Source organism: Caldimonas sp. (genome assembly GCF_046291045.1).
Taxonomy (GTDB): domain Bacteria; phylum Pseudomonadota; class Gammaproteobacteria; order Burkholderiales; family Burkholderiaceae_C; genus Caldimonas.
This window is the reverse complement of the sequence record NZ_JBKBSL010000026.1, coordinates 1-16,505: the sequence shown is the minus strand read 5'-3', so window position 1 is coordinate 16,505 and position 16,505 is coordinate 1. Positions and strand designations below refer to the sequence as shown.

The following is a 16,505-nucleotide window of genomic DNA, read 5'->3' as shown; positions in this document are numbered from 1 at the left end:
TTCACAACTCGATGCCGCGTTGTGCGCGGAAGCCTTGTTTGAAAGCGTGCTTGACCAGGCCCATCTCGGTGACGGTGTGGGCCACCTCGATCAGCTCGGGCGGCGCGGCGCGGCCGGTGAGCACCACGTGCTGCATGGGCGGGCGCTGGTGCAGGTCGGCGATCACCTGCTGCACGTCGAGGTAGCGGTACTTCAGCGCAATGTTGATCTCGTCGAACACCAGCAGGCCCAGTGATTCGTCGGCCAGCATCTCGCGCGCCAGCGCCCAGGCGGCCTGGGCCTTGGCCACGTCGCGGGCGCGGTCCTGGGTGTTCCAGGTGTAGCCCTCGCCCATGGCGTGAAAGCGCACTTCCTCAGGAAAGCGGCGGAAGAAGAGTTCTTCGCCCGTCGGCATCGCGCCCTTGATGAACTGCACCACGCCCACCTTCATGCCATGGCCCAGGGCGCGGGCCACCATGCCGAAGGCGCTGGAGCTCTTGCCCTTGCCGTTGCCGGTGTGCACGAGGATGAGGCCGCCCTCGGCCTGGGCGGATTCGATCTTGGCATCGACGATGGCCTTCTTGCGCTGCATGCGCTGGCGGTGGCGGTCGTTCAGTCCGGGGTCGGAGGGCGCAGAGGTGGAGTCGGTCATGGTTCAGGCCGTCAAGGAGGCATCGGCCGCCGGCAGGAAGTGGCGCAGGCCGTCCACGTCGAGCGCGCGCATGGGGCAGCCATAGGCTTCGCTCAGGCGGGCTTCGGTGAGCACCTCGGCCAGCGGGCCGGCCAGCAGGCGAGGCTGGCCGTTGGCGCCGGAGGGCTGGAAGAGCAGGGCGTGGGTGCAGCAGCGCTGCGCGAGGTTCACGTCGTGCAGCGACAGCAGCACCGCGCGGTCGGCCAGGCCGGCCAGCAGGCGGCACACGGCCAGTTGGTGGGGCACGTCGAGGTGGGCGGTGGGTTCGTCCAGCAGCACCAGCGGTGTGGCCTGGGCCAGCGCGGCGGCGATGGCCACGCGCTGGCGTTCGCCGCCCGAGAGGCTGCGCACGTCCTGCTCGGCCAGGTGGGCCACGTCCAGCGCGGCGAGCTGCTCGCGGGCGATGCGTTCGTCGCCGGGCGCCAGCCAGCCGAAGCGGCCGGCATAGGGCTGGCGGCTGGCCAGCACCACGTCGAGTGCCGTCAGCGCGAACACGTCCTGGTGATGCTGCGGGCACCACGCGCGCAGGCGTGCCAGGGTGCGGGTGGGCAGGCGCGGCAGGGGCTGGCCGTCGATGTGCACGTCGCCGCCGGCCGGGTCGAGCAGGCCGGCCAGAGTGCGCAGCAGGGTGGTCTTGCCGCAGCCATTGGGGCCCAGGAAGGCCCAGCGTTCGCCGCGTTGCACGCGCAGGCTCAGGTCCTTCACGAGGGTGCGCTGGCCGGCGCGCACCGTGAGCTGGTGGGTGGTGAGCAGCTCCGTGGTCATCCCGCCCTCCCGTTGCGCAGCAGCAGCCACAGGAAGCTGGGCACGCCGATGAAGGCGGTGAGCACGCCCACGGGCAGTTGCATGGGGGCCAGCACGGTGCGCGCCAGGGTGTCGGCCAGCATCAGGAAGGCGCCGCCGGCCAGCGCGCAGGCGGGCAGCAGCACGCGCTGGTCGTTGCCCAGCAGCAGGCGCAGGGCATGCGGCACCACCAGGCCCACGAAGCCGATGCTGCCGGCCACGGTGATGGCCAGGCCCGCGGCCACCGAGGCCAGCAGCACCACGCCCAGGCGCAGCCGGCGCACGTTCACGCCCAGCGCATAGGCCGGGCCGTCGCCCAGCAGCATGAGGTTGAGGTCGCGCGCCAGCACCAGGGCCAGGGCCAGCAGCACGGCGGCACCGGCCAGGGGCAGGCCCCAGCGGTCGGCGCCGTTCAGGTCGCCCAGCAACCAAAAGATCATGCCGCGCAGCTGTGCCTCGGGTGCGATCGCCAGGATGAAGGCCACGATGGCGCCAAAGCCGGCCCCCACGATCACGCCCACCAGCAGCAGCTGCACGCTGGCGCGGGTGCTGTCGGCCTGGCGGCGAAAGGCGCGGGCGCCCAGCAGGAAGACCAGCGCCGTAGCGACCAGGGCCCCGGCGGCTGCGCCCAGGTTCACCCAGGCCCAGGCGGCACCGGCCCACAGCGCCAGCAGCGCACCCACCGAGGCGCCGCTGGAGATGCCCAGCACGTAAGGGTCGGCCAACGGATTACGCAGCAGCGTCTGCAGCAGTGCGCCGGCCAGGGCCAACAGCGCGCCACAGGCCAAGGCCGACAGGGCGCGCGGCAGGCGCAGGCCCAGCACGATGTCGGCGCTGACGCTCTCCAGCCGGCCCGCCAGGGCCGCCAGCACCTCGATCGGGCCCAGCCGCTGGCTGCCCAGCCCAAGGGCCAGCATCAGGGCCAGCGCCACCCCTCCCAGCAGCACGGCGTAGAGCAGGGGCAGCGAGCGGACGAAGCGCATGGGGCCTTCAGGTGCCGCAGGTCAGCGGGGCGACCAGCGCAGGCCGACGAACACCATGCGCCCGCCGGTGGCGTAGGTGCGTGCCACTTCGTGGTCCTTGTCGCCCAGGTTGTCTACGCGGGCCAGCGCGGTCCAGTCCTGCGCCAGCGGGCGGCTGGCGTGCAGGCTCACGAGCCCGTAGCCGCCCAGGCGCACGGTGTTGGCGGCGTTGTCGAAGCGCTCGCCCACCAGCTTGAGGTCGGCGCCCACGGTCCAGGCGCCCAGCGTGGCATCGGCACCAACTTGGGCGTGGCGCCGCGCCCGGCGGGCCAGAAGGCGGTCGGTGTCGGCATTGAGCGGTTTCTGAAAGTCCACGGAGCCCCACAGGTTGACGACACCCAGACGGTGCGCGCCCGAGAGGGTCACGCCTTTGAGGACGGCTTCACCGGCGTTTTCGTAGCAGCCGAAGGCACTGGCGCAGGGGCCGGGGGCGCCGAAATTGATGAGGTCGGTGACTTCGTTGCGGAAGACCACCACGCCGAACTGGCTGCGGCCCTGGGCGTAGCGCAGGCCGGCCTCGACGTTGCGCGAGGACTCGGGCTTCAGGTCGGCCACCCCGTACTGACTGAAGCGTTGATAGAGCGTGGGGGCGCGGAAGGCGGTGCCCGCCGAGACCGTGGCGCGCCATTGCGGCGTGAAGGCGAAGGCATAGGATGCGGCACCGGTCGTCTTGCCGCCGAATTCGCTGTCGTCGTCGTGGCGCACATTGAGCTGCACGGTGTGCACCCGGTCGCTCCAGCCGTAGCCCAGGGCCAGGCCGTTTTGAGACCGAGAGGCATCGATGGCCGGCGGTCCGGAGTTGTCCAGACGGTCTTCGCGGCGCTCCAGCGCGGCGGTGAGGCGGTGCGCGCCGAGCTGCAGCTCGTGGTGCCAGAGGTAGCTCTGGACCTTGGTGTCGGTGAAGTAGGGCGAGGGTCTGGTTTCGTATCGGTCGCGTCCGCGGTTCGCGCTCAGGCGCATGCGGTAGGCATCGCTCCAACGGGCCGACCAGCTCAGGCCGAGGGTCTGGACGTCGTTCAGCGCGCGGTCGTCGGCGGTACTGGCGAAGCCGTCGTACTGCGAGTTCTGGTCGTTCGTCAGGGCGGTGGCTTCCAGCCGGTGGGCGTCGTTCAGCGTCCACCCCAGGCGGGCCGAGGCCGAGGTGCTGCGGTAGCCGTCGCGGTCGGCGAAACCCACGCCCGGGCGGGTGTCGAAGCCTTTGCTGGTCTGGTGTCCCACGCTCAGGGCATAGTCCACAGCGCCGCTCTTGCCATGAAAGCCCACATCGGCCTTGCGTGTGTGGTGGCTGCCCAGGCCCACGCCAATGCTCGGCGTGAAAGGGCCTTCACCCTTGCGCGTGAAAATCTGCACCACGCCGGCGATGGCATCCGAGCCGTAGATGGCCGCGGCTGGTCCGCGCAGAATCTCGATGCGCTCGATCTGCGAGGCAGGCAGCGCGTTCCAGTTGGCGCCGCCCGTGGCCTGCGAATCGACACGCACGCCGTCGATGAACACCGCGGTATGACGGTTGTCCCCGCCGCGCAGGAACAAGCTGGTGTTGGCCGCTGGGCCCCCATTGCGAGAGAACTCGACGCCCGGCGTGCGGGCGAGCAGGTCGGCCACCGTGGTGGCGCCGCTGCGTTCGATGGTCTCGCGTTCGACGACGGACACGTCGGACACCACCTCATCGAGCGTTTGCTCGACCCGCGTGGCCGTGACGATCACGGTGTCGAGCGAAGGGGCCTGGGCCAGCAGCGTCTGGGCGGCCAGGGCGCAGGGAACGAGAGCGCACGACGGCGCAAAGATCCATCGCGCGGTGCGACGGACAGGGCGGGCAAAAGGCATGGCTGAAACAGCATTGAACGCTCCGGCCCGCTTCCCCGCAGGCCAGAACCCCTCGAGCGCGCGGACGCGCTCCCCTGTTGGCCGGTATCCGGGCTGTCAGAACAACCCCGGCCACCTTCCCAGCCTGAACCTAAGGGGTCAAACCAGTGGTTGAGGGCCGGAGCGGAAGGGCAGTGTGCGAGACGCAGCCCTTCGTCTGCTTACCGTTGCGGGGGCAGCGCAGGTTGGCGAGCCGGCGGGGCCGACGACGCTTCCTGCTTCCCGTTTAACTGCCCGGCGAGACCGCCGGGCGAGCACCAACACGCAAGATTGTAGTACGACGTCGTGAGCCGATCGTCAACGCCGCGCCGTCGTTGCGCGCAGCATCAGCACCACCCCGCACAGCACGATGCCGGCGGCCAGCCATTCGGGGCCGGTGATGTGCTCGCCGGCCACCGCCACGCCCAGCACCATCGCGATCACCGGGTTGACGAAGGTGTAGCTCGATGCAAGCGCCGCGCTGGTGTGGGCCAGCAAGTACATGTAGGCATTGAAGGCGATTAGCGAACCAAAGACAACAAGGTAGAACCAGGCGCCCACGGCCAGCGGCTCGGGCGGCCAGGCAGGCGACTCGCCAGTGGCCCAGGCCAGCGCCATCAGCACCACGCCGCCGCAGATCATTTCGCTGGCAAAACCCATCGCACCCGGGGCCATCGGCAGGCTGCGCTGGCTGAGCACACTGCCCAGCGACCAGGTGATGCAGGCGATCGCAATGGCAGCCAGCCCCGCAGGTGAAGCCTGGAAGCCCGCGCCCTGGGTGAGCATCAACACCCCGGCCAGACCCACGGCGATGCCGGCCATCTCCATGCGGCCGGGCACCACACGCCAGAGCAGGTTGAGCGCCGCAATCATCAGCGGCACCACGGCGATGAAGGCCACCACCAGGCCTGAGCCCACGGTCTGCTCGGCATAGGCCGTGCCGCCCATGCCGCCGCCCAGCATCAGGGTGCCCACCACCAGGGCGTTGCGCCATTGGCGAGCATCGGGCCAGGCCGCGCCGCGCCAGCGCATCCAGGCAGCCAGCACCACGCCGGCCAGCAGGAAGCGGGTGCCCATCTGGAAAAAGGGCGGGAAGCTGATCAGCGCGTACTTGATGGCCAGGTAGGTAGAGCCCCAGACCAGCCAGGTGGCGGCCAGGCAAAGCATCACCATGGGGCTGAGCGCAGGGGTGGAGGGCAGCGATGAAGTGGCGGCGGACATGGAGGTGTTGTTTTCGGGTGTTGAGCCGCTATGCTAGAAAAGCTTGTCTACTCGCTGAAGACGAATTCAACGGAGATGAGTGCGACTTACCGTGAATTTCAAAGAAGGATGCCGTCTTGGCCTTGAATCTTGAGCTGAACCACCACGACACCCGCATCCTGGCCGAACTGCAGGCCGATGCCCGCCTGTCCATGGCCGAACTGGGCCGGCGCGTGCACCTGAGTCAGCCGGCCGTGACCGAGCGTGTGCGCAAGCTGGAGGCCGCTGGCGTCATCACCGGCTACCGGGCCAGTGTGAACCTGGCCAAGCTGGGCTACGGCATCCGCGCCATCGTGCGGGTGGGGCGGGCCGAATACGCCCGGGTGGTGAAGCTCATCCAGCAGACCCCCGAGGTGATCAACGCCTACAACGTCACCGGCGAGGACAGCTGGATCCTCGAGATCGCGGTGATCGATGTCGCGCACCTCGATGCGGTGGTGACGAAGTTCTGCCTTCTGACGGAAACTTCGACCTCCATCATCCTCAACGCCGCGCGCGAGCACCAGCCCATGCTGCCGGCCCGGCCAGAGGACGTGAAGCCTCCCATCAAGAAGATCGACAACGCATGAACTTCGAAACCTTCTCCACCTGTGACCTGTGTGACGAGCACAAGGGCGACACCGACGGCGTCTTCCGCGTGCTGCCGCCGGTCTTTCACAGCTATGGCGGCCGTGCCCGCTTCGCCGGCCCGGTGCGCACGGTGAAGTGCTACGAAGACAACACCGAGGTGAAGGCCCTGCTGGAAGGCCCGGGCCATGGCCAGGTGCTGGTGGTGGACGGCGGCGCCTCGCTGGCCCGCGCCCTGGTGGGCGGCAACATCGCCGCCGCCGCGGCGAAGAACGGCTGGGCTGGCGTGGTGGTCAATGGCTGTGTGCGCGACCTGGCCGAACTGCGGGTCTGCGACGTGGGCATCCGCGCGCTGGCCCTCGTCCCCCTGCCCACCGAACGCCGTGCGCAGGGCCAGCGCGACGTGCCCGTGCAGGTGCAGGGCGTGTGGGTGCGCCCCGGCGAATGGTTGTTTGCCGACGAAGACGGCATCGTGGTGATGCCGGCGCAGAGCTGATCCGTCTTCCGACACCCTAGACGTCGCTCGACTGGCACTCGATCCTCTGCAGGAGCGGCGATGGCGTGACCTCGGGTGCGGTCGCTGTGGTTGGCTTGCTAGCTTGCTGGTGTTGGCTGGTTGCCCGGCATCGCCGGGCCCTTCGGACGACCCCATGCTGGCTCAGGCGAAACTGCGCACAGACGTGGAATGTGTTGCCGAATTCAAGCGAGCAGGTGAGCCGGCTGGCGAATGCGCACCGGTGGAACGCTATCTCGCTGGGGATTGAGAGGTTGTGAGTGGGAGCCTCAAAAGGCCACCACCTCCAACACCCGATCCAAGCCCCCCTCATTGATCGCCACCATCGCCTGCTCGCGCACCTTGGGCTTGGCGTGGTAGGCCACGCTCAGGCCGGCGGCGGCCATCATCGGCAGATCATTGGCGCCGTCGCCCACGGCGATGGACTGTGAGGGCGGGCAGCCCAGGCGCTGGCACAGGGCCAGGAGCTGGCGCTTCTTTTCTTCGCCGTCCACGATGTCACCCACCACACGACCGGTGAGCCGGCCGTTCTCGATTTCCAGCACGTTGGAATGGGCGTGGTCCATGCCCAGACGTTCGCGCACGCGGTCGGCAAAGAAGGTGAAGCCGCCCGAGACGAGCAGGGTGCGCAGCCCTGCGGCGCGGCAGGCAGCGATGAGTTCGGCCGCTCCCGGGTTGAGGCGCAGGCGCTGGGTGTAAACCTCCATCAGCGCGCCTTCGGGCACGCCCTTGAGCAGCGCCACGCGGCGGCGCAGGCTGTCCTTGAAGTCGGTGATCTCGCCGCGCATCGCGGCTTCGGTGATGGCAGCCACTTCGGCCTTCTTGCCCACGGCGTCGGCGATCTCGTCGATGCACTCGATGTTGATCAGCGTGGAATCCATGTCGAAGGCGATGGCCTTGTAATCGGCCAGGCGCAGCGGCGGGGTGAAGCCGCGGATGACAAGCCCCGGGGTGTGTTCGGTGAAGGTGCTCATCCAGGAATTATCGCGGGTGGGCCATCGGCGGCAGTCGTGCGCCCACGGCCACCGTACAGGATTCAGGCCACGGCCGACGTCGGCGTCCCCAACGCGCGCAGCACGTCGCGGATGAACTGGGCGCGCTCTTTCGGTTCGGGCAGCGCTTTGTCGATGCGCAGCTTGTCGTTGCCGGCCAGCTTGATGTGGCGGTTCTTCTGCACCAGTTCGATAATGCGCATCGCGTCGATCGGTGGGTTGGGGCGAAAGGTGATGCTCATGCCGGCCGGCGCGGCGTCGATTTTCAGCACCCCATAGGGCTTGGCGAGCACGCGCAGGCGATGCACGTCGAAGAGGGTTTGCCCTTGCGTCGGCAGTTTGCCGAAGCGGTCGGTGATCTCTTCGAGCAGGGCGTCGATCTGGTCGGCCCTATCGGCCGTGGCCAGTCGCTTGTAGAGGTTCAGGCGCACGTGTACGTCGCCGCAGTAGCTGTCGGGCAGCAGGGCCGGGGCGTGCAGGTTGATCTCGGTGGTCACGTTCAGCGGCGACAGCAGATCGGGCTCGCGGCCGGCTTTCAGGTCGCGCACGGCCTGGGCCAGCATGTCGTTGTAGAGCTGGAAGCCCACCTCCTGCATGTTGCCGCTCTGGCTGTCGCCCAGCACCTCGCCAGCGCCGCGGATCTCCAGGTCGTGCATGGCGAGGTAGAAGCCCGAGCCGAGTTCTTCCATGCTCTGGATGGCCTCGAGCCGTTGCGCGGCCTGCTTGGTGAGGCCTTCGACGTCGGGCACCAGCAGGTAGGCATAAGCCTGGTGGTGTGAGCGGCCCACGCGGCCGCGCAACTGGTGCAGTTGGGCCAGACCGAACTTGTCGGCGCGGCTGATCACGATGGTGTTGGCCGTAGGCACGTCGATGCCGGTCTCGATGATGGTCGAGCACAGCAGCACGTTGTAGCGCTGAGCCACGAAATCGCGCATCACGCGCTCCAGCTCGCGCTCGTGCATCTGGCCATGGGCCACGGCGATGCGGGCTTCGGGCAGCAGTTCGGCCAGCTTTTCGCGCCTGTTTTGGATGGTCTCGACCTCGTTGTGCAGAAAGTAGACCTGGCCGCCGCGCTTGAGCTCGCGCAGCACGGCTTCGCGGATCACGCTGTTGCTTTCGTTGCGCACGAAGGTTTTGATGGCCAGGCGCCGCTGCGGTGCGGTGGCGATCACTGACAAGTCGCGCAGGCCTTCCAGCGCCATGCCCAGGGTGCGCGGGATGGGGGTGGCGGTGAGGGTGAGTACGTCCACCTCCGCGCGCATGGCTTTGATGGCTTCCTTGTGACGCACGCCGAAGCGGTGTTCCTCGTCGATGATGAGCAAGCCCAGCCGGGCGAACTTCACGTCGGGCGAGAGCAGCTTGTGCGTGCCCACGACGATGTCCACCGTGCCGTCGGCCAAGCCGTCGAGCGCCTGGCGCACTTCTTTGCCGGTGCGAAAACGCGAGAGTTCGACGATTTTCACCGGCCACTGCGCAAAGCGGTCGCAAAGCGTCTGGTAGTGCTGTTCGGCCAGTAGGGTGGTGGGGGCCAGCAGGGCCACTTGCTTGCCGCCGGTCACGGCCACGAAGGCCGCGCGCAAGGCGACCTCGGTCTTGCCGAAGCCCACGTCCCCACACACCAGCCGGTCCATGGGACGCGGGCTCACCATGTCCTGGATCACGGCGTGGATGGCGGCGTTTTGGTCGGGCGTCTCCTCGAAGCCGAAGCTGGCGGCGAAGGCTTCGTAGTCGTGCGGCGAGAACCGGAAAGCATGGCCCTCACGCGCGGCGCGGCGGGCGTACAGGTTCAGCAGTTCGGCAGCCGTGTCGCGCACCTGTTCGGCCGCCTTTCGTTTGGCCTTTTCCCACTGGCCCGAGCCCAGGCGGTGCAGGGGCGCCTCGTCGGCGCTCACGCCGGTGTAGCGGCTGATGAGGTGGAGCTGCGACACCGGCACGTAGAGGGTGGCCTTGTCGGCGTACTCCAGGTGCAGGAATTCGCTGGGCCCGTCGCCCAAGTCGATGTTGAGCAAGCCTTGATACCGACCGATGCCGTGGTTGGCGTGCACCACCGGGTCGCCCACTTTCAGCTCCGACAGGTCCTTGATCAGCGCATCGACGTTGCTGACCTGTTCCTGTTTGCGCCGACGCCGTGCCGTGGGCGCCACGGCGAAGAGTTCGGTCTCGGTGACGAACTGGATGGCCGGGGCGGGCTCGGGGCGCACCCAGTGAAAGCCGCCGGCCAGTGGGGCCACGGTGATCGCAAAATGAGCGTTGCCCGCCTCGAAGGCGGCCAGCGTGTCCACCGTGGGCGGCTCGATCTTGTTGTCGCGCAGCAGCTCCAGCAGGCTTTCGCGGCGGCCGGGCGATTCGGCCACGATCAGCACGCGGTGCGGCGTGGTGCCCACGTGCAACTGCAGCCGCTTGAGCGGCTCGGGGGCGCCGCGTTCGGCCGAGAGGTCGGGCAGGGGGCGGGCCCAGTCCACGGGCTGCGTGCCGCGCAGCGCGAGTTGGGCATGGGCATTGGCCAGACTGAAGAAGTCTTCCGGTCGCAGGAAGAGGTCTTCGGGCGGCAGCAGCGGTCGTTCGGGGTCGTGCTGCAAGAATCGGTGGCGCTCGCGGGTGTCGGTCCAAAAGCGCTTCAGGGCCTCATCGATCTCGCCATGCAGGGCGAGGACGGCCGCCTCGCCCAGGTACTGGAAGATCGTGGCCGTCTCGTCGAAGAACAGCGGCAGGTAGTACTCGATGCCGGCGGAGGCGATGCCGTTGCCGATGTCCTTGTACACCCGCGCCTTGCTCGGGTCGCCCTCGATGCGCTCGCGCCAGCGGGCGCGGAATTTCGCGCGAGCGTCCTCGTCCATCGGGAACTCGCGCCCGGGCAGCAGGCGTACCTCGGGCACTGGGTAGAGGCTGCGCTGGCTGTCAGGGTCGAAGGTACGAATGGAGTCAACCTCGTCGCCGAAGAGGTCCACGCGATACGGTACCGGCGAGCCCATCGGGAAGAGGTCGATCAGCCCGCCGCGCACGGCGTATTCGCCCGGCGACACAACCTGACTCACGTGGGTGTAGCCGGCCAGCACGAGCTGGGCCTTCAGCGAGGCTTCGTCCAGCCGTTCTTTCTGCTTGAAGTGGAAGGTGTAGGCGGCCAGGAACGACGGCGGCGCCAGGCGCACCAGGGCCGTGGTGGCCGGCAGCAGCACCACATCCACGTCCCGGCGCAACACCCGCCACAGCGTGGCCAGGCGCTCGGAGATGAGGTCCTGGTGGGGCGAGAAGGTGTCGTAGGGCAGGGTCTCCCAGTCGGGGAACACCGCGCAGCGCAGGGCCGGGTCGAAAAAGGCCAACTCGTCGTGCAGCCGCTGCGCATCGGCAGGCTCGGCGGTGACGACGGCCGTCAGGTGCCCGGCCTGTGTCTGTTCACGGGCAAAACGCGCAAGCAGCAAGGCATCGGCCGAGCCCGGCGGCCGAGGCAGGGTGTAGCGCTTGCCGGGAGACAGGGACGGGATCTGCATGAGGGACGGCCAGGCAAAAGCAAATCGCCCCGATAGGGCGCTCCCTCGGGGCGAACGATCGTCCGGATTATAGAATCCGCTTCCCTGCTGCCCGGCCCTTCATGCAGATCTCCTTCGAGGCTCCCCGCTGCTATGCGCTGGTTCCCTGCGCAGGGGTGGGTGCCCGCGCCGGGGCACCCGGCCCCAAGCAGTATGAGATGCTTGCCGGACGCTGCGTGGTGGCGCACACGCTGTCCGCCTTGGCCGCCGTGCCGAGGCTGACCGGCACGTTGGTGGTGCTGGCCCCCGAGGACACGCAGTTCGAGCAAGCGGCTCCAGGCTATCGGGGCTGGGTCGCCCGCGTGGGTGGGCCCAGCCGGGCGGCGTCGGTGGCGGCCGGCCTGACCGCACTGCGCGAGCGCGGCGTCCAGCCGCACGACTGGGTGCTGGTGCATGACGCCGCTCGCTGCCTGCTGCGCCCCGAGTGGGTCGAGACCCTGATCGACGCCTGCTTTGACGACGAGGTGGGCGGCCTGCTGGCCCTGCCGGTGGCCGACACGCTCAAGGAAGAGATCGAGGGCCGCGCCGCGGGCACACTGGACCGCCGCGCCAAGTGGCAGGCCCAGACGCCGCAGATGTTCCGCCTGGGCCTGCTCCAGAGCGCGCTGGCGCACGCGGGCGAGGCCGTCACCGACGAGGCCAGCGCCATCGAGGCCCTGGGCCACCGGCCCAAGCTGGTGCAAGGCGCGCTGGAGAACTTCAAGATCACCTATCCCCAGGACTTCGTCCTGGCCGAACGCCTGCTGAGGACACGCTGATGGACATCCGCATTGGAGAAGGCTGGGACACGCACGCGCTGACGGCCGGCCGCAAGCTCATCCTCGGCGGCGTGGAGATTCCGCACTCCCTCGGCCTGCAGGGGCACTCTGACGCAGACGCCTTGCTGCATGCCATTACCGACGCGCTGCTGGGCGCAGCGGCCCTGGGCGACATCGGCCGCCACTTCCCCGATACCGACGAGCGCTTTCGTGGCGCCGATTCCTCGGTGCTGCTGGCCGAGGCGATGCGCCGGGTGCGCGAGCGCGGCTATGAGCTCATCAATCTCGATGCCACCATCGTGGCCCAAGCGCCCAAGATGGCACCGTACATTCCAGCCATGCGCGAACGCATTGCGGCGACCCTGGGCTGCGAGGTGGATCAAGTGAACGTGAAGGCCAAGACAGCCGAGAAGCTCGGGCCGGTGGGCCGGCAGGAATCGATCGAAGCGCGCGCGGTGTGCCTGCTTCGGCGCGCCTGATCAGGGGGCTTTGCGCAGCCGGATGCGGGCGATGAGCCCCGTGTCGGGCGGCGTCGCATTGCTCAGCTCGAAGGTGCCGCCCATGCGAATGATCGTCTTTTCGACGATGGCCAGGCCCAGGCCGGCGCCGGTGGCGGCGGTACGAGCCGCGTCGCCGCGGAAGAAGGGCGTGGTGAGCTGGGGCAGCTTCTCGGGCGAGACGCCCGGGCCGTGGTCGCGCACGCTGATGATTACCCACGGGCCGGTGCGCGCATAAGTGACTTGCACGAAGGCGACGCCGGTGTCGCTGCTGCGTCCATAGCGGCGCGCATTCTCGAAGAGGTTACCGATCACGCGGCCCAGCTCGGTTTCGTCGGCCAGCACCATGGTGTCGATGGCCACACGCGACTCGATGCGGATCTGGCTGGTGTCGCGGAAAGCGCCCGCGGCCCGGTCGATCACCCCCGACAGGTGCACCGGCACCAGCTTGACTTCGCTGGGGCGGGCATAGTCCATGAACTTGTCGATGATGGCATCGAGCTGGTCGATGTCGGCGGCCATGTAGCGACGGGCCTCCTCGTCCTGCACGCTCATCTCGACTTCCAGGCGCAACCTCGCCAGCGGCGTGCGCAGGTCGTGCGAGATGCCGGCCAGCATCACGGCACGGTCTTCCTCCACCTTGGCCAGCTCGCGGGCCATGCGGTTGAATCCTTGGTTGACCTCGCGGATCTCGCTGGTCATGGTGTTCTCGTCCAGACGGGACTCGTACTCGCCTTCGCGGATGCGGCTGGCGGCGAAAGAGAGCTGGCGCAAGGGCTGGTTGATCAGCCTCGCCACGGTGGCCGAGCCGACCACGGTGGCCAGTAGCGCGATGCCCACCCAAACGAACCAAGTCTTGCCGGTGACCGGCTCCAGGCGTTGCGGGTCGGCCTGCAGCCAGTAGCGGTCGGTCTCGATGGCGAAGTCGATCCACAGGCCCGGCCGTCCGTTCACGCTGGCGGCCACCACGGTGGTGGGACCCAACCGGGTGCGCAATTCCTCAGCGATGCGCCGCGAGAAGCGGTCGGTGTCGAAGGGCACATAGGCGTCGCCCGGCTCGCGGGGCTGGACGCGAATGGCCTCCTGCTCAGTGATGGTCTTGAGCAGGGTGACGCGGTTGATGCTGTCGGTGTAGCGCAGCGCCACCCGCGAAAGGTTCACCAGACTGGCCAGTTGCTGGGCCGCCTGCACGGCCCGCGGTTCGAACTCGAGGGCGCGGAAGGTCTGCACCCAGGCGAAGATGCCGAATCCCAGCAAGGCTCCCAGCAGCATGAAGGTGCGCCAGAACAGGCTCAGGGTAAAACGCTTGCGGACCATCGGGGCTCGTCGGACTAGGCGGAGGCTCGGAACGCCCCGCAGTATGCCGCGCCGCTGGCGCGAGACTGGGTCATCGTTGAAGAAAAAACGCCAGACCCGGGGGTCTGGCGCGCAGCGTCCGGCCGGACAGGCTTTTAAGTCGTCCCATCGGGCACGAAGACATAGCCGACGCCCCACACCGTCTGGATGTAGCGGGGCTGGGCCGGGTCGGGCTCGATCATCTTGCGCAGGCGCGAGATCTGCACGTCCAAGCTGCGGTCGAAAGGCTCGAATTCCCGACCCCGAGCCAGTTGCGCCAGCTTGTCGCGTGACAGCGGCTGACGCGGGTGGCGCACCAGAGCCTTGAGCATGGAGTACTCGCCCGTGGTCAGCGGGATGGCCTCGCCGTCTTTGGTCAGGCGACGCTGGGCAAGGTCGAACTCGAAGGGGCCGAATACCACGGTTTGCGGCTCCTTGGTGGGAGCGCCCGGAGCCTCCATCGCCGGCCGGCGGCGCAGCACCGCATGGATGCGTGCCAGCAGCTCGCGCGGGTTGAAGGGCTTGGGCAAGTAGTCGTCGGCTCCCACCTCCAGGCCCACGATGCGATCGACGTCCTCGACTTTGGCCGTGAGCATGATGATGGGCGTCTGGTCGTTGGCCGAGCGCAACCGACGGCAGATGGACAGTCCGTCCTCGCCGGGCAGCATCAGGTCGAGGACGATCAGGTCGACGGTCTCGCGGGTCAGTACCCGGTTCAGAGCCTTGGCATCTTCGGCCAAGAAGACTTCGAAACCTTCCTGTGTGAGATAGCGGCGCAGCAGATCGCGGATGCGGGCATCGTCGTCCACCACCACAATCTGATCGGGGCGAGGCGGGGGCGTCTGAGGGGCTGTAGTCATCTGGGACTCCCGGATTTGTAACAGCGCGGGATTGTGCGGCTGAGCAACGGCTCGAAACGGTCGTTTTGACCAAGTGTTACAAATATTGCCACTAGGGTTCGCCGCCGCAATCCCTCATGTGTGAACCTATGTGAAGCGCTTGTCAAGCCAGAGCAAAGACGGCTGCGGGCGTCGTCGTCGCGACGCAGGCCTGCGTTAGCCTGTCACGCCAATCCTGTCGACACCGTTGGAAAGGACCCCATGAAGCGACGCCTCGTACTGTCCGGTCTTTGCCTTGCCGCCGCCGTGGCGGCCCCCACCGTCTTGGCCCAGCCAGCGGCCAACGCAGTGAACAACGTGGTGAGTTTTGCCGCCAGCGCCAGTGTAGAAGTCCCGCACGACTTTCTGAGCCTGACGCTGAACACCACGCGGGAAGCGGGTGATGCCGCCGCGGTCCAGAAAGCCCTGCAGCAGGCCGTGGAGGCGGCCTTGGCGGTAGCCCGGCCTGCCGCGCAGCCCGGAGCGATGGAGGTGCGCACCGGCAACTTCTCGATCTATCCGCGCCATGCCAGCCAGGGGCGGATCTCGGGCTGGCAGGGCACGGCCGAGATCGTGCTCGAAGGCACCGACGTGCCGCGCATCACCCAGGCGGCCGCACGCATCCAGACGCTGAGCGTGGCACGCGTGTCACAGGGTTTGTCGCGCCAGGCTCGCGACAAGCACGAGGCCGCCGTGCAAGCCCAGGCCGTGGCCCAGTACCGTGCCAAGGCTCAGGAACTGGCCAAACTCTTCGGATTCGGCGGCTATGAACTGCGCGAGGTGAACGTCTCGACCCAAGAGCCGGGCCTGACCCCCGTGCCCTTGATGATGCGCGCCAAAGCCGACGTGATGACCGCCGAGGCCGCCCCCCTGCCGGTGGAGGCCGGCAAGGCACTCGTGACAGTGACAGTCAGCGGCAGCGTGGCGCTGAAACCCTAGGCGCCGACCCTTGTTTACTGAGCCACCCAGCCACCGTCCACATTCCAGGCCACGCCACGGACGTTGTCGGCGGCGGGGGAACACAGGAACACGGCCAGCGCGCCCAGTTGCTCGGGCGTGGTGAATTGCAGCGAAGGCTGCTTCTCGCCCAGCAGCTCGCGCTGGGCCTGCTCCACGCTGATACCGCCCTGGACGGCACGGGCGTCGATCTGTTTTTGCACCAAGGGGGTGAGCACCCAGCCTGGGCAGATCGCATTGACCGTCACCCCGGTGGTGGCGGTCTCCAGCGCCACGGCCTTGGTGAAACCCACGATGCCGTGCTTGGACGCGACATAAGCCGACTTCTGTGCCGATGCGACCAAGCCATGGGCAGAAGCGATGTTGATCACGCGGCCCCAATTGCGCTGCTTCATCGTCGGCAGGGCCGCACGCGTGGTGTGGAAGGCCGAACTGAGGTTGATGGCGATGATGGCGTCCCACTTCTCGGGCGGGAAGTCTTCCACCGGGGCCACGTGCTGGATGCCGGCATTGTTGACCAGGATGTCCACGCCGCCGAATTCCTGGGCGGCATAGGCCATCAGCTCGGCGATCTGCGCCGGCTGGCTCATGTCGGCGTCATGGTAACCCACGCGCACGCCGGTCTTGGCCAGCTCGGCCTTGGCCGCCTCGACGTCACCGAAACCATTGAGTACCACGTCGGCACCTTGGCGCGCCAGCGCCAGGGCCACCCCCAAGCCGATCCCGCTGGTCGAACCGGTGACCAGGGCGGTCTTGCCTTTCAACATATGGAGTCCTCTTTGCTAAGGTTCAGGGAGAATTGGCGACAAGCCCCTGGATTATCAGAGAGGAAGGCACCGATGACGCAGCCGCGCCTTGATTTCGTGCAATGCCTGGATCCCCACGGGCTGCACCGCATGGCCT

At 68.0% G+C, this 16,505-nt stretch carries 15 protein-coding genes and 1 riboswitch; of the genes, 5 read left to right on the top strand and 10 right to left on the bottom strand.

Annotated features, from left to right (window positions below):
- Window position 1 precedes the first annotated feature (1 nt).
- The 5 genes from cobO to yedA all read right to left on the bottom strand — a co-directional run bounded on the left by cobO (window position 2) and on the right by yedA (window position 5,538).
- Window positions 2-631 carry a cob(I)yrinic acid a,c-diamide adenosyltransferase gene (gene cobO, locus ACK4ZD_RS10700; RefSeq protein WP_409661557.1) on the bottom strand — a complete coding sequence of 210 codons (630 nt, stop codon included), beginning with the start codon at window positions 629-631 and terminating at the stop codon, window positions 2-4.
- Window positions 632-634: 3 nt separating this feature from the next.
- Window positions 635-1,435, bottom strand: coding sequence for an ABC transporter ATP-binding protein (locus ACK4ZD_RS10695; protein ID WP_409661554.1), 801 nt, complete (start codon window positions 1,433-1,435; stop codon window positions 635-637).
- Window positions 1,432-2,436: a FecCD family ABC transporter permease gene (locus ACK4ZD_RS10690; RefSeq protein WP_409661551.1), complete on the bottom strand. Its 1,005-nt coding sequence runs from the start codon at window positions 2,434-2,436 to the stop codon at window positions 1,432-1,434. The genes ACK4ZD_RS10695 and ACK4ZD_RS10690 overlap by 4 nt, the downstream gene beginning before the upstream one ends.
- Before the next feature lie 21 nt (window positions 2,437-2,457).
- Window positions 2,458-4,299 carry a TonB-dependent receptor domain-containing protein gene (locus ACK4ZD_RS10685; protein ID WP_409661548.1) on the bottom strand — a complete coding sequence of 614 codons (1,842 nt, stop codon included), beginning with the start codon at window positions 4,297-4,299 and terminating at the stop codon, window positions 2,458-2,460.
- A gap of 61 nt (window positions 4,300-4,360) precedes the next feature.
- Window positions 4,361-4,615, bottom strand: a riboswitch (cobalamin riboswitch).
- A gap of 20 nt (window positions 4,616-4,635) precedes the next feature.
- Window positions 4,636-5,538 (bottom strand): drug/metabolite exporter YedA, encoded by a 903-nt coding sequence (gene yedA, locus ACK4ZD_RS10680; protein WP_409661545.1) that lies wholly within the window; start codon window positions 5,536-5,538, stop codon window positions 4,636-4,638.
- Window positions 5,539-5,654: 116 nt separating this feature from the next.
- On the opposite strand from yedA, the gene ACK4ZD_RS10675 reads away from it, so the two are divergent.
- Together ACK4ZD_RS10675 and rraA are read left to right on the top strand one after the other, a co-directional pair.
- Window positions 5,655-6,146, top strand: coding sequence for an Lrp/AsnC family transcriptional regulator (locus ACK4ZD_RS10675; protein ID WP_409661542.1), 492 nt, complete (start codon window positions 5,655-5,657; stop codon window positions 6,144-6,146).
- Window positions 6,143-6,640, top strand: coding sequence for a ribonuclease E activity regulator RraA (rraA, locus tag ACK4ZD_RS10670; protein ID WP_409661539.1), 498 nt, complete (start codon window positions 6,143-6,145; stop codon window positions 6,638-6,640). The genes ACK4ZD_RS10675 and rraA overlap by 4 nt, the downstream gene beginning before the upstream one ends.
- A 287-nt stretch (window positions 6,641-6,927) precedes the next feature.
- On the opposite strand, the gene serB is transcribed toward rraA, so the two are convergent.
- On the bottom strand, window positions 6,928-7,632 hold the full coding sequence (serB, locus tag ACK4ZD_RS10665; RefSeq protein WP_409661536.1) for a phosphoserine phosphatase SerB: 705 nt from the start codon (window positions 7,630-7,632) through the stop codon (window positions 6,928-6,930).
- A 62-nt stretch (window positions 7,633-7,694) separates the two neighbouring features.
- Window positions 7,695-11,138 carry a transcription-repair coupling factor gene (mfd, locus tag ACK4ZD_RS10660; protein WP_409661534.1) on the bottom strand — a complete coding sequence of 1,148 codons (3,444 nt, stop codon included), beginning with the start codon at window positions 11,136-11,138 and terminating at the stop codon, window positions 7,695-7,697.
- 101 nt (window positions 11,139-11,239) lie between these two features.
- Here mfd and ispD point away from each other — a divergent pair, with 101 nt between their 5' ends.
- Together ispD and ispF are read left to right on the top strand one after the other, a co-directional pair.
- The gene (gene ispD, locus ACK4ZD_RS10655; protein ID WP_409661531.1) at window positions 11,240-11,935 is read left to right on the top strand and encodes a 2-C-methyl-D-erythritol 4-phosphate cytidylyltransferase; all 696 of its coding nucleotides are present in this window, start codon (window positions 11,240-11,242) and stop codon (window positions 11,933-11,935) included.
- Window positions 11,935-12,414 (top strand): 2-C-methyl-D-erythritol 2,4-cyclodiphosphate synthase, encoded by a 480-nt coding sequence (gene ispF / locus ACK4ZD_RS10650; RefSeq protein WP_409661528.1) that lies wholly within the window; start codon window positions 11,935-11,937, stop codon window positions 12,412-12,414. Before ispD ends, ispF begins: the two co-directional genes overlap by 1 nt.
- Here the strand turns inward: ispF and ACK4ZD_RS10645 are convergent, their stop codons facing one another.
- Window positions 12,415-13,749 carry an ATP-binding protein gene (locus tag ACK4ZD_RS10645; protein WP_409661525.1) on the bottom strand — a complete coding sequence of 445 codons (1,335 nt, stop codon included), beginning with the start codon at window positions 13,747-13,749 and terminating at the stop codon, window positions 12,415-12,417.
- A gap of 134 nt (window positions 13,750-13,883) precedes the next feature.
- Entirely contained in the window at window positions 13,884-14,627 is a 744-nt protein-coding gene (ompR, locus tag ACK4ZD_RS10640) for a two-component system response regulator OmpR (protein ID WP_409661522.1), read from the bottom strand.
- Window positions 14,628-14,867: 240 nt separating this feature from the next.
- On the opposite strand from ompR, the gene ACK4ZD_RS10635 reads away from it, so the two are divergent.
- Window positions 14,868-15,584: an SIMPL domain-containing protein gene (locus tag ACK4ZD_RS10635; protein WP_409661519.1), complete on the top strand. Its 717-nt coding sequence runs from the start codon at window positions 14,868-14,870 to the stop codon at window positions 15,582-15,584.
- A gap of 14 nt (window positions 15,585-15,598) precedes the next feature.
- Here ACK4ZD_RS10635 and ACK4ZD_RS10630 read toward each other — a convergent pair whose 3' ends face one another.
- Window positions 15,599-16,369 (bottom strand): 3-hydroxybutyrate dehydrogenase, encoded by a 771-nt coding sequence (locus tag ACK4ZD_RS10630; RefSeq protein WP_409661516.1) that lies wholly within the window; start codon window positions 16,367-16,369, stop codon window positions 15,599-15,601.
- Window positions 16,370-16,505: the final 136 nt, after the last annotated feature.

Bases quoted from the DNA above. Each gene is read 5' to 3' on its own strand.
- cobO (WP_409661557.1), bottom strand. From the start codon at position 631: ATGACCGACTCCACCTCTGCGCCCTCCGACCCCGGACTGAACGACCGC.
- ACK4ZD_RS10695 (WP_409661554.1), bottom strand. From the start codon at position 1,435: ATGACCACGGAGCTGCTCACCACCCACCAGCTCACGGTGCGCGCCGGC.
- ACK4ZD_RS10690 (WP_409661551.1), bottom strand. From the start codon at position 2,436: ATGCGCTTCGTCCGCTCGCTGCCCCTGCTCTACGCCGTGCTGCTGGGA.
- ACK4ZD_RS10685 (WP_409661548.1), bottom strand. From the start codon at position 4,299: ATGCCTTTTGCCCGCCCTGTCCGTCGCACCGCGCGATGGATCTTTGCG.
- yedA (WP_409661545.1), bottom strand. From the start codon at position 5,538: ATGTCCGCCGCCACTTCATCGCTGCCCTCCACCCCTGCGCTCAGCCCC.
- rraA (WP_409661539.1), top strand. From the start codon at position 6,143: ATGAACTTCGAAACCTTCTCCACCTGTGACCTGTGTGACGAGCACAAG.
- serB (WP_409661536.1), bottom strand. From the start codon at position 7,632: ATGAGCACCTTCACCGAACACACCCCGGGGCTTGTCATCCGCGGCTTC.
- mfd (WP_409661534.1), bottom strand. From the start codon at position 11,138: ATGCAGATCCCGTCCCTGTCTCCCGGCAAGCGCTACACCCTGCCTCGG.
- ispD (WP_409661531.1), top strand. From the start codon at position 11,240: ATGCAGATCTCCTTCGAGGCTCCCCGCTGCTATGCGCTGGTTCCCTGC.
- ispF (WP_409661528.1), top strand. From the start codon at position 11,935: ATGGACATCCGCATTGGAGAAGGCTGGGACACGCACGCGCTGACGGCC.
- ACK4ZD_RS10645 (WP_409661525.1), bottom strand. From the start codon at position 13,749: ATGGTCCGCAAGCGTTTTACCCTGAGCCTGTTCTGGCGCACCTTCATG.
- ompR (WP_409661522.1), bottom strand. From the start codon at position 14,627: ATGACTACAGCCCCTCAGACGCCCCCGCCTCGCCCCGATCAGATTGTG.
- ACK4ZD_RS10635 (WP_409661519.1), top strand. From the start codon at position 14,868: ATGAAGCGACGCCTCGTACTGTCCGGTCTTTGCCTTGCCGCCGCCGTG.
- ACK4ZD_RS10630 (WP_409661516.1), bottom strand. From the start codon at position 16,369: ATGTTGAAAGGCAAGACCGCCCTGGTCACCGGTTCGACCAGCGGGATC.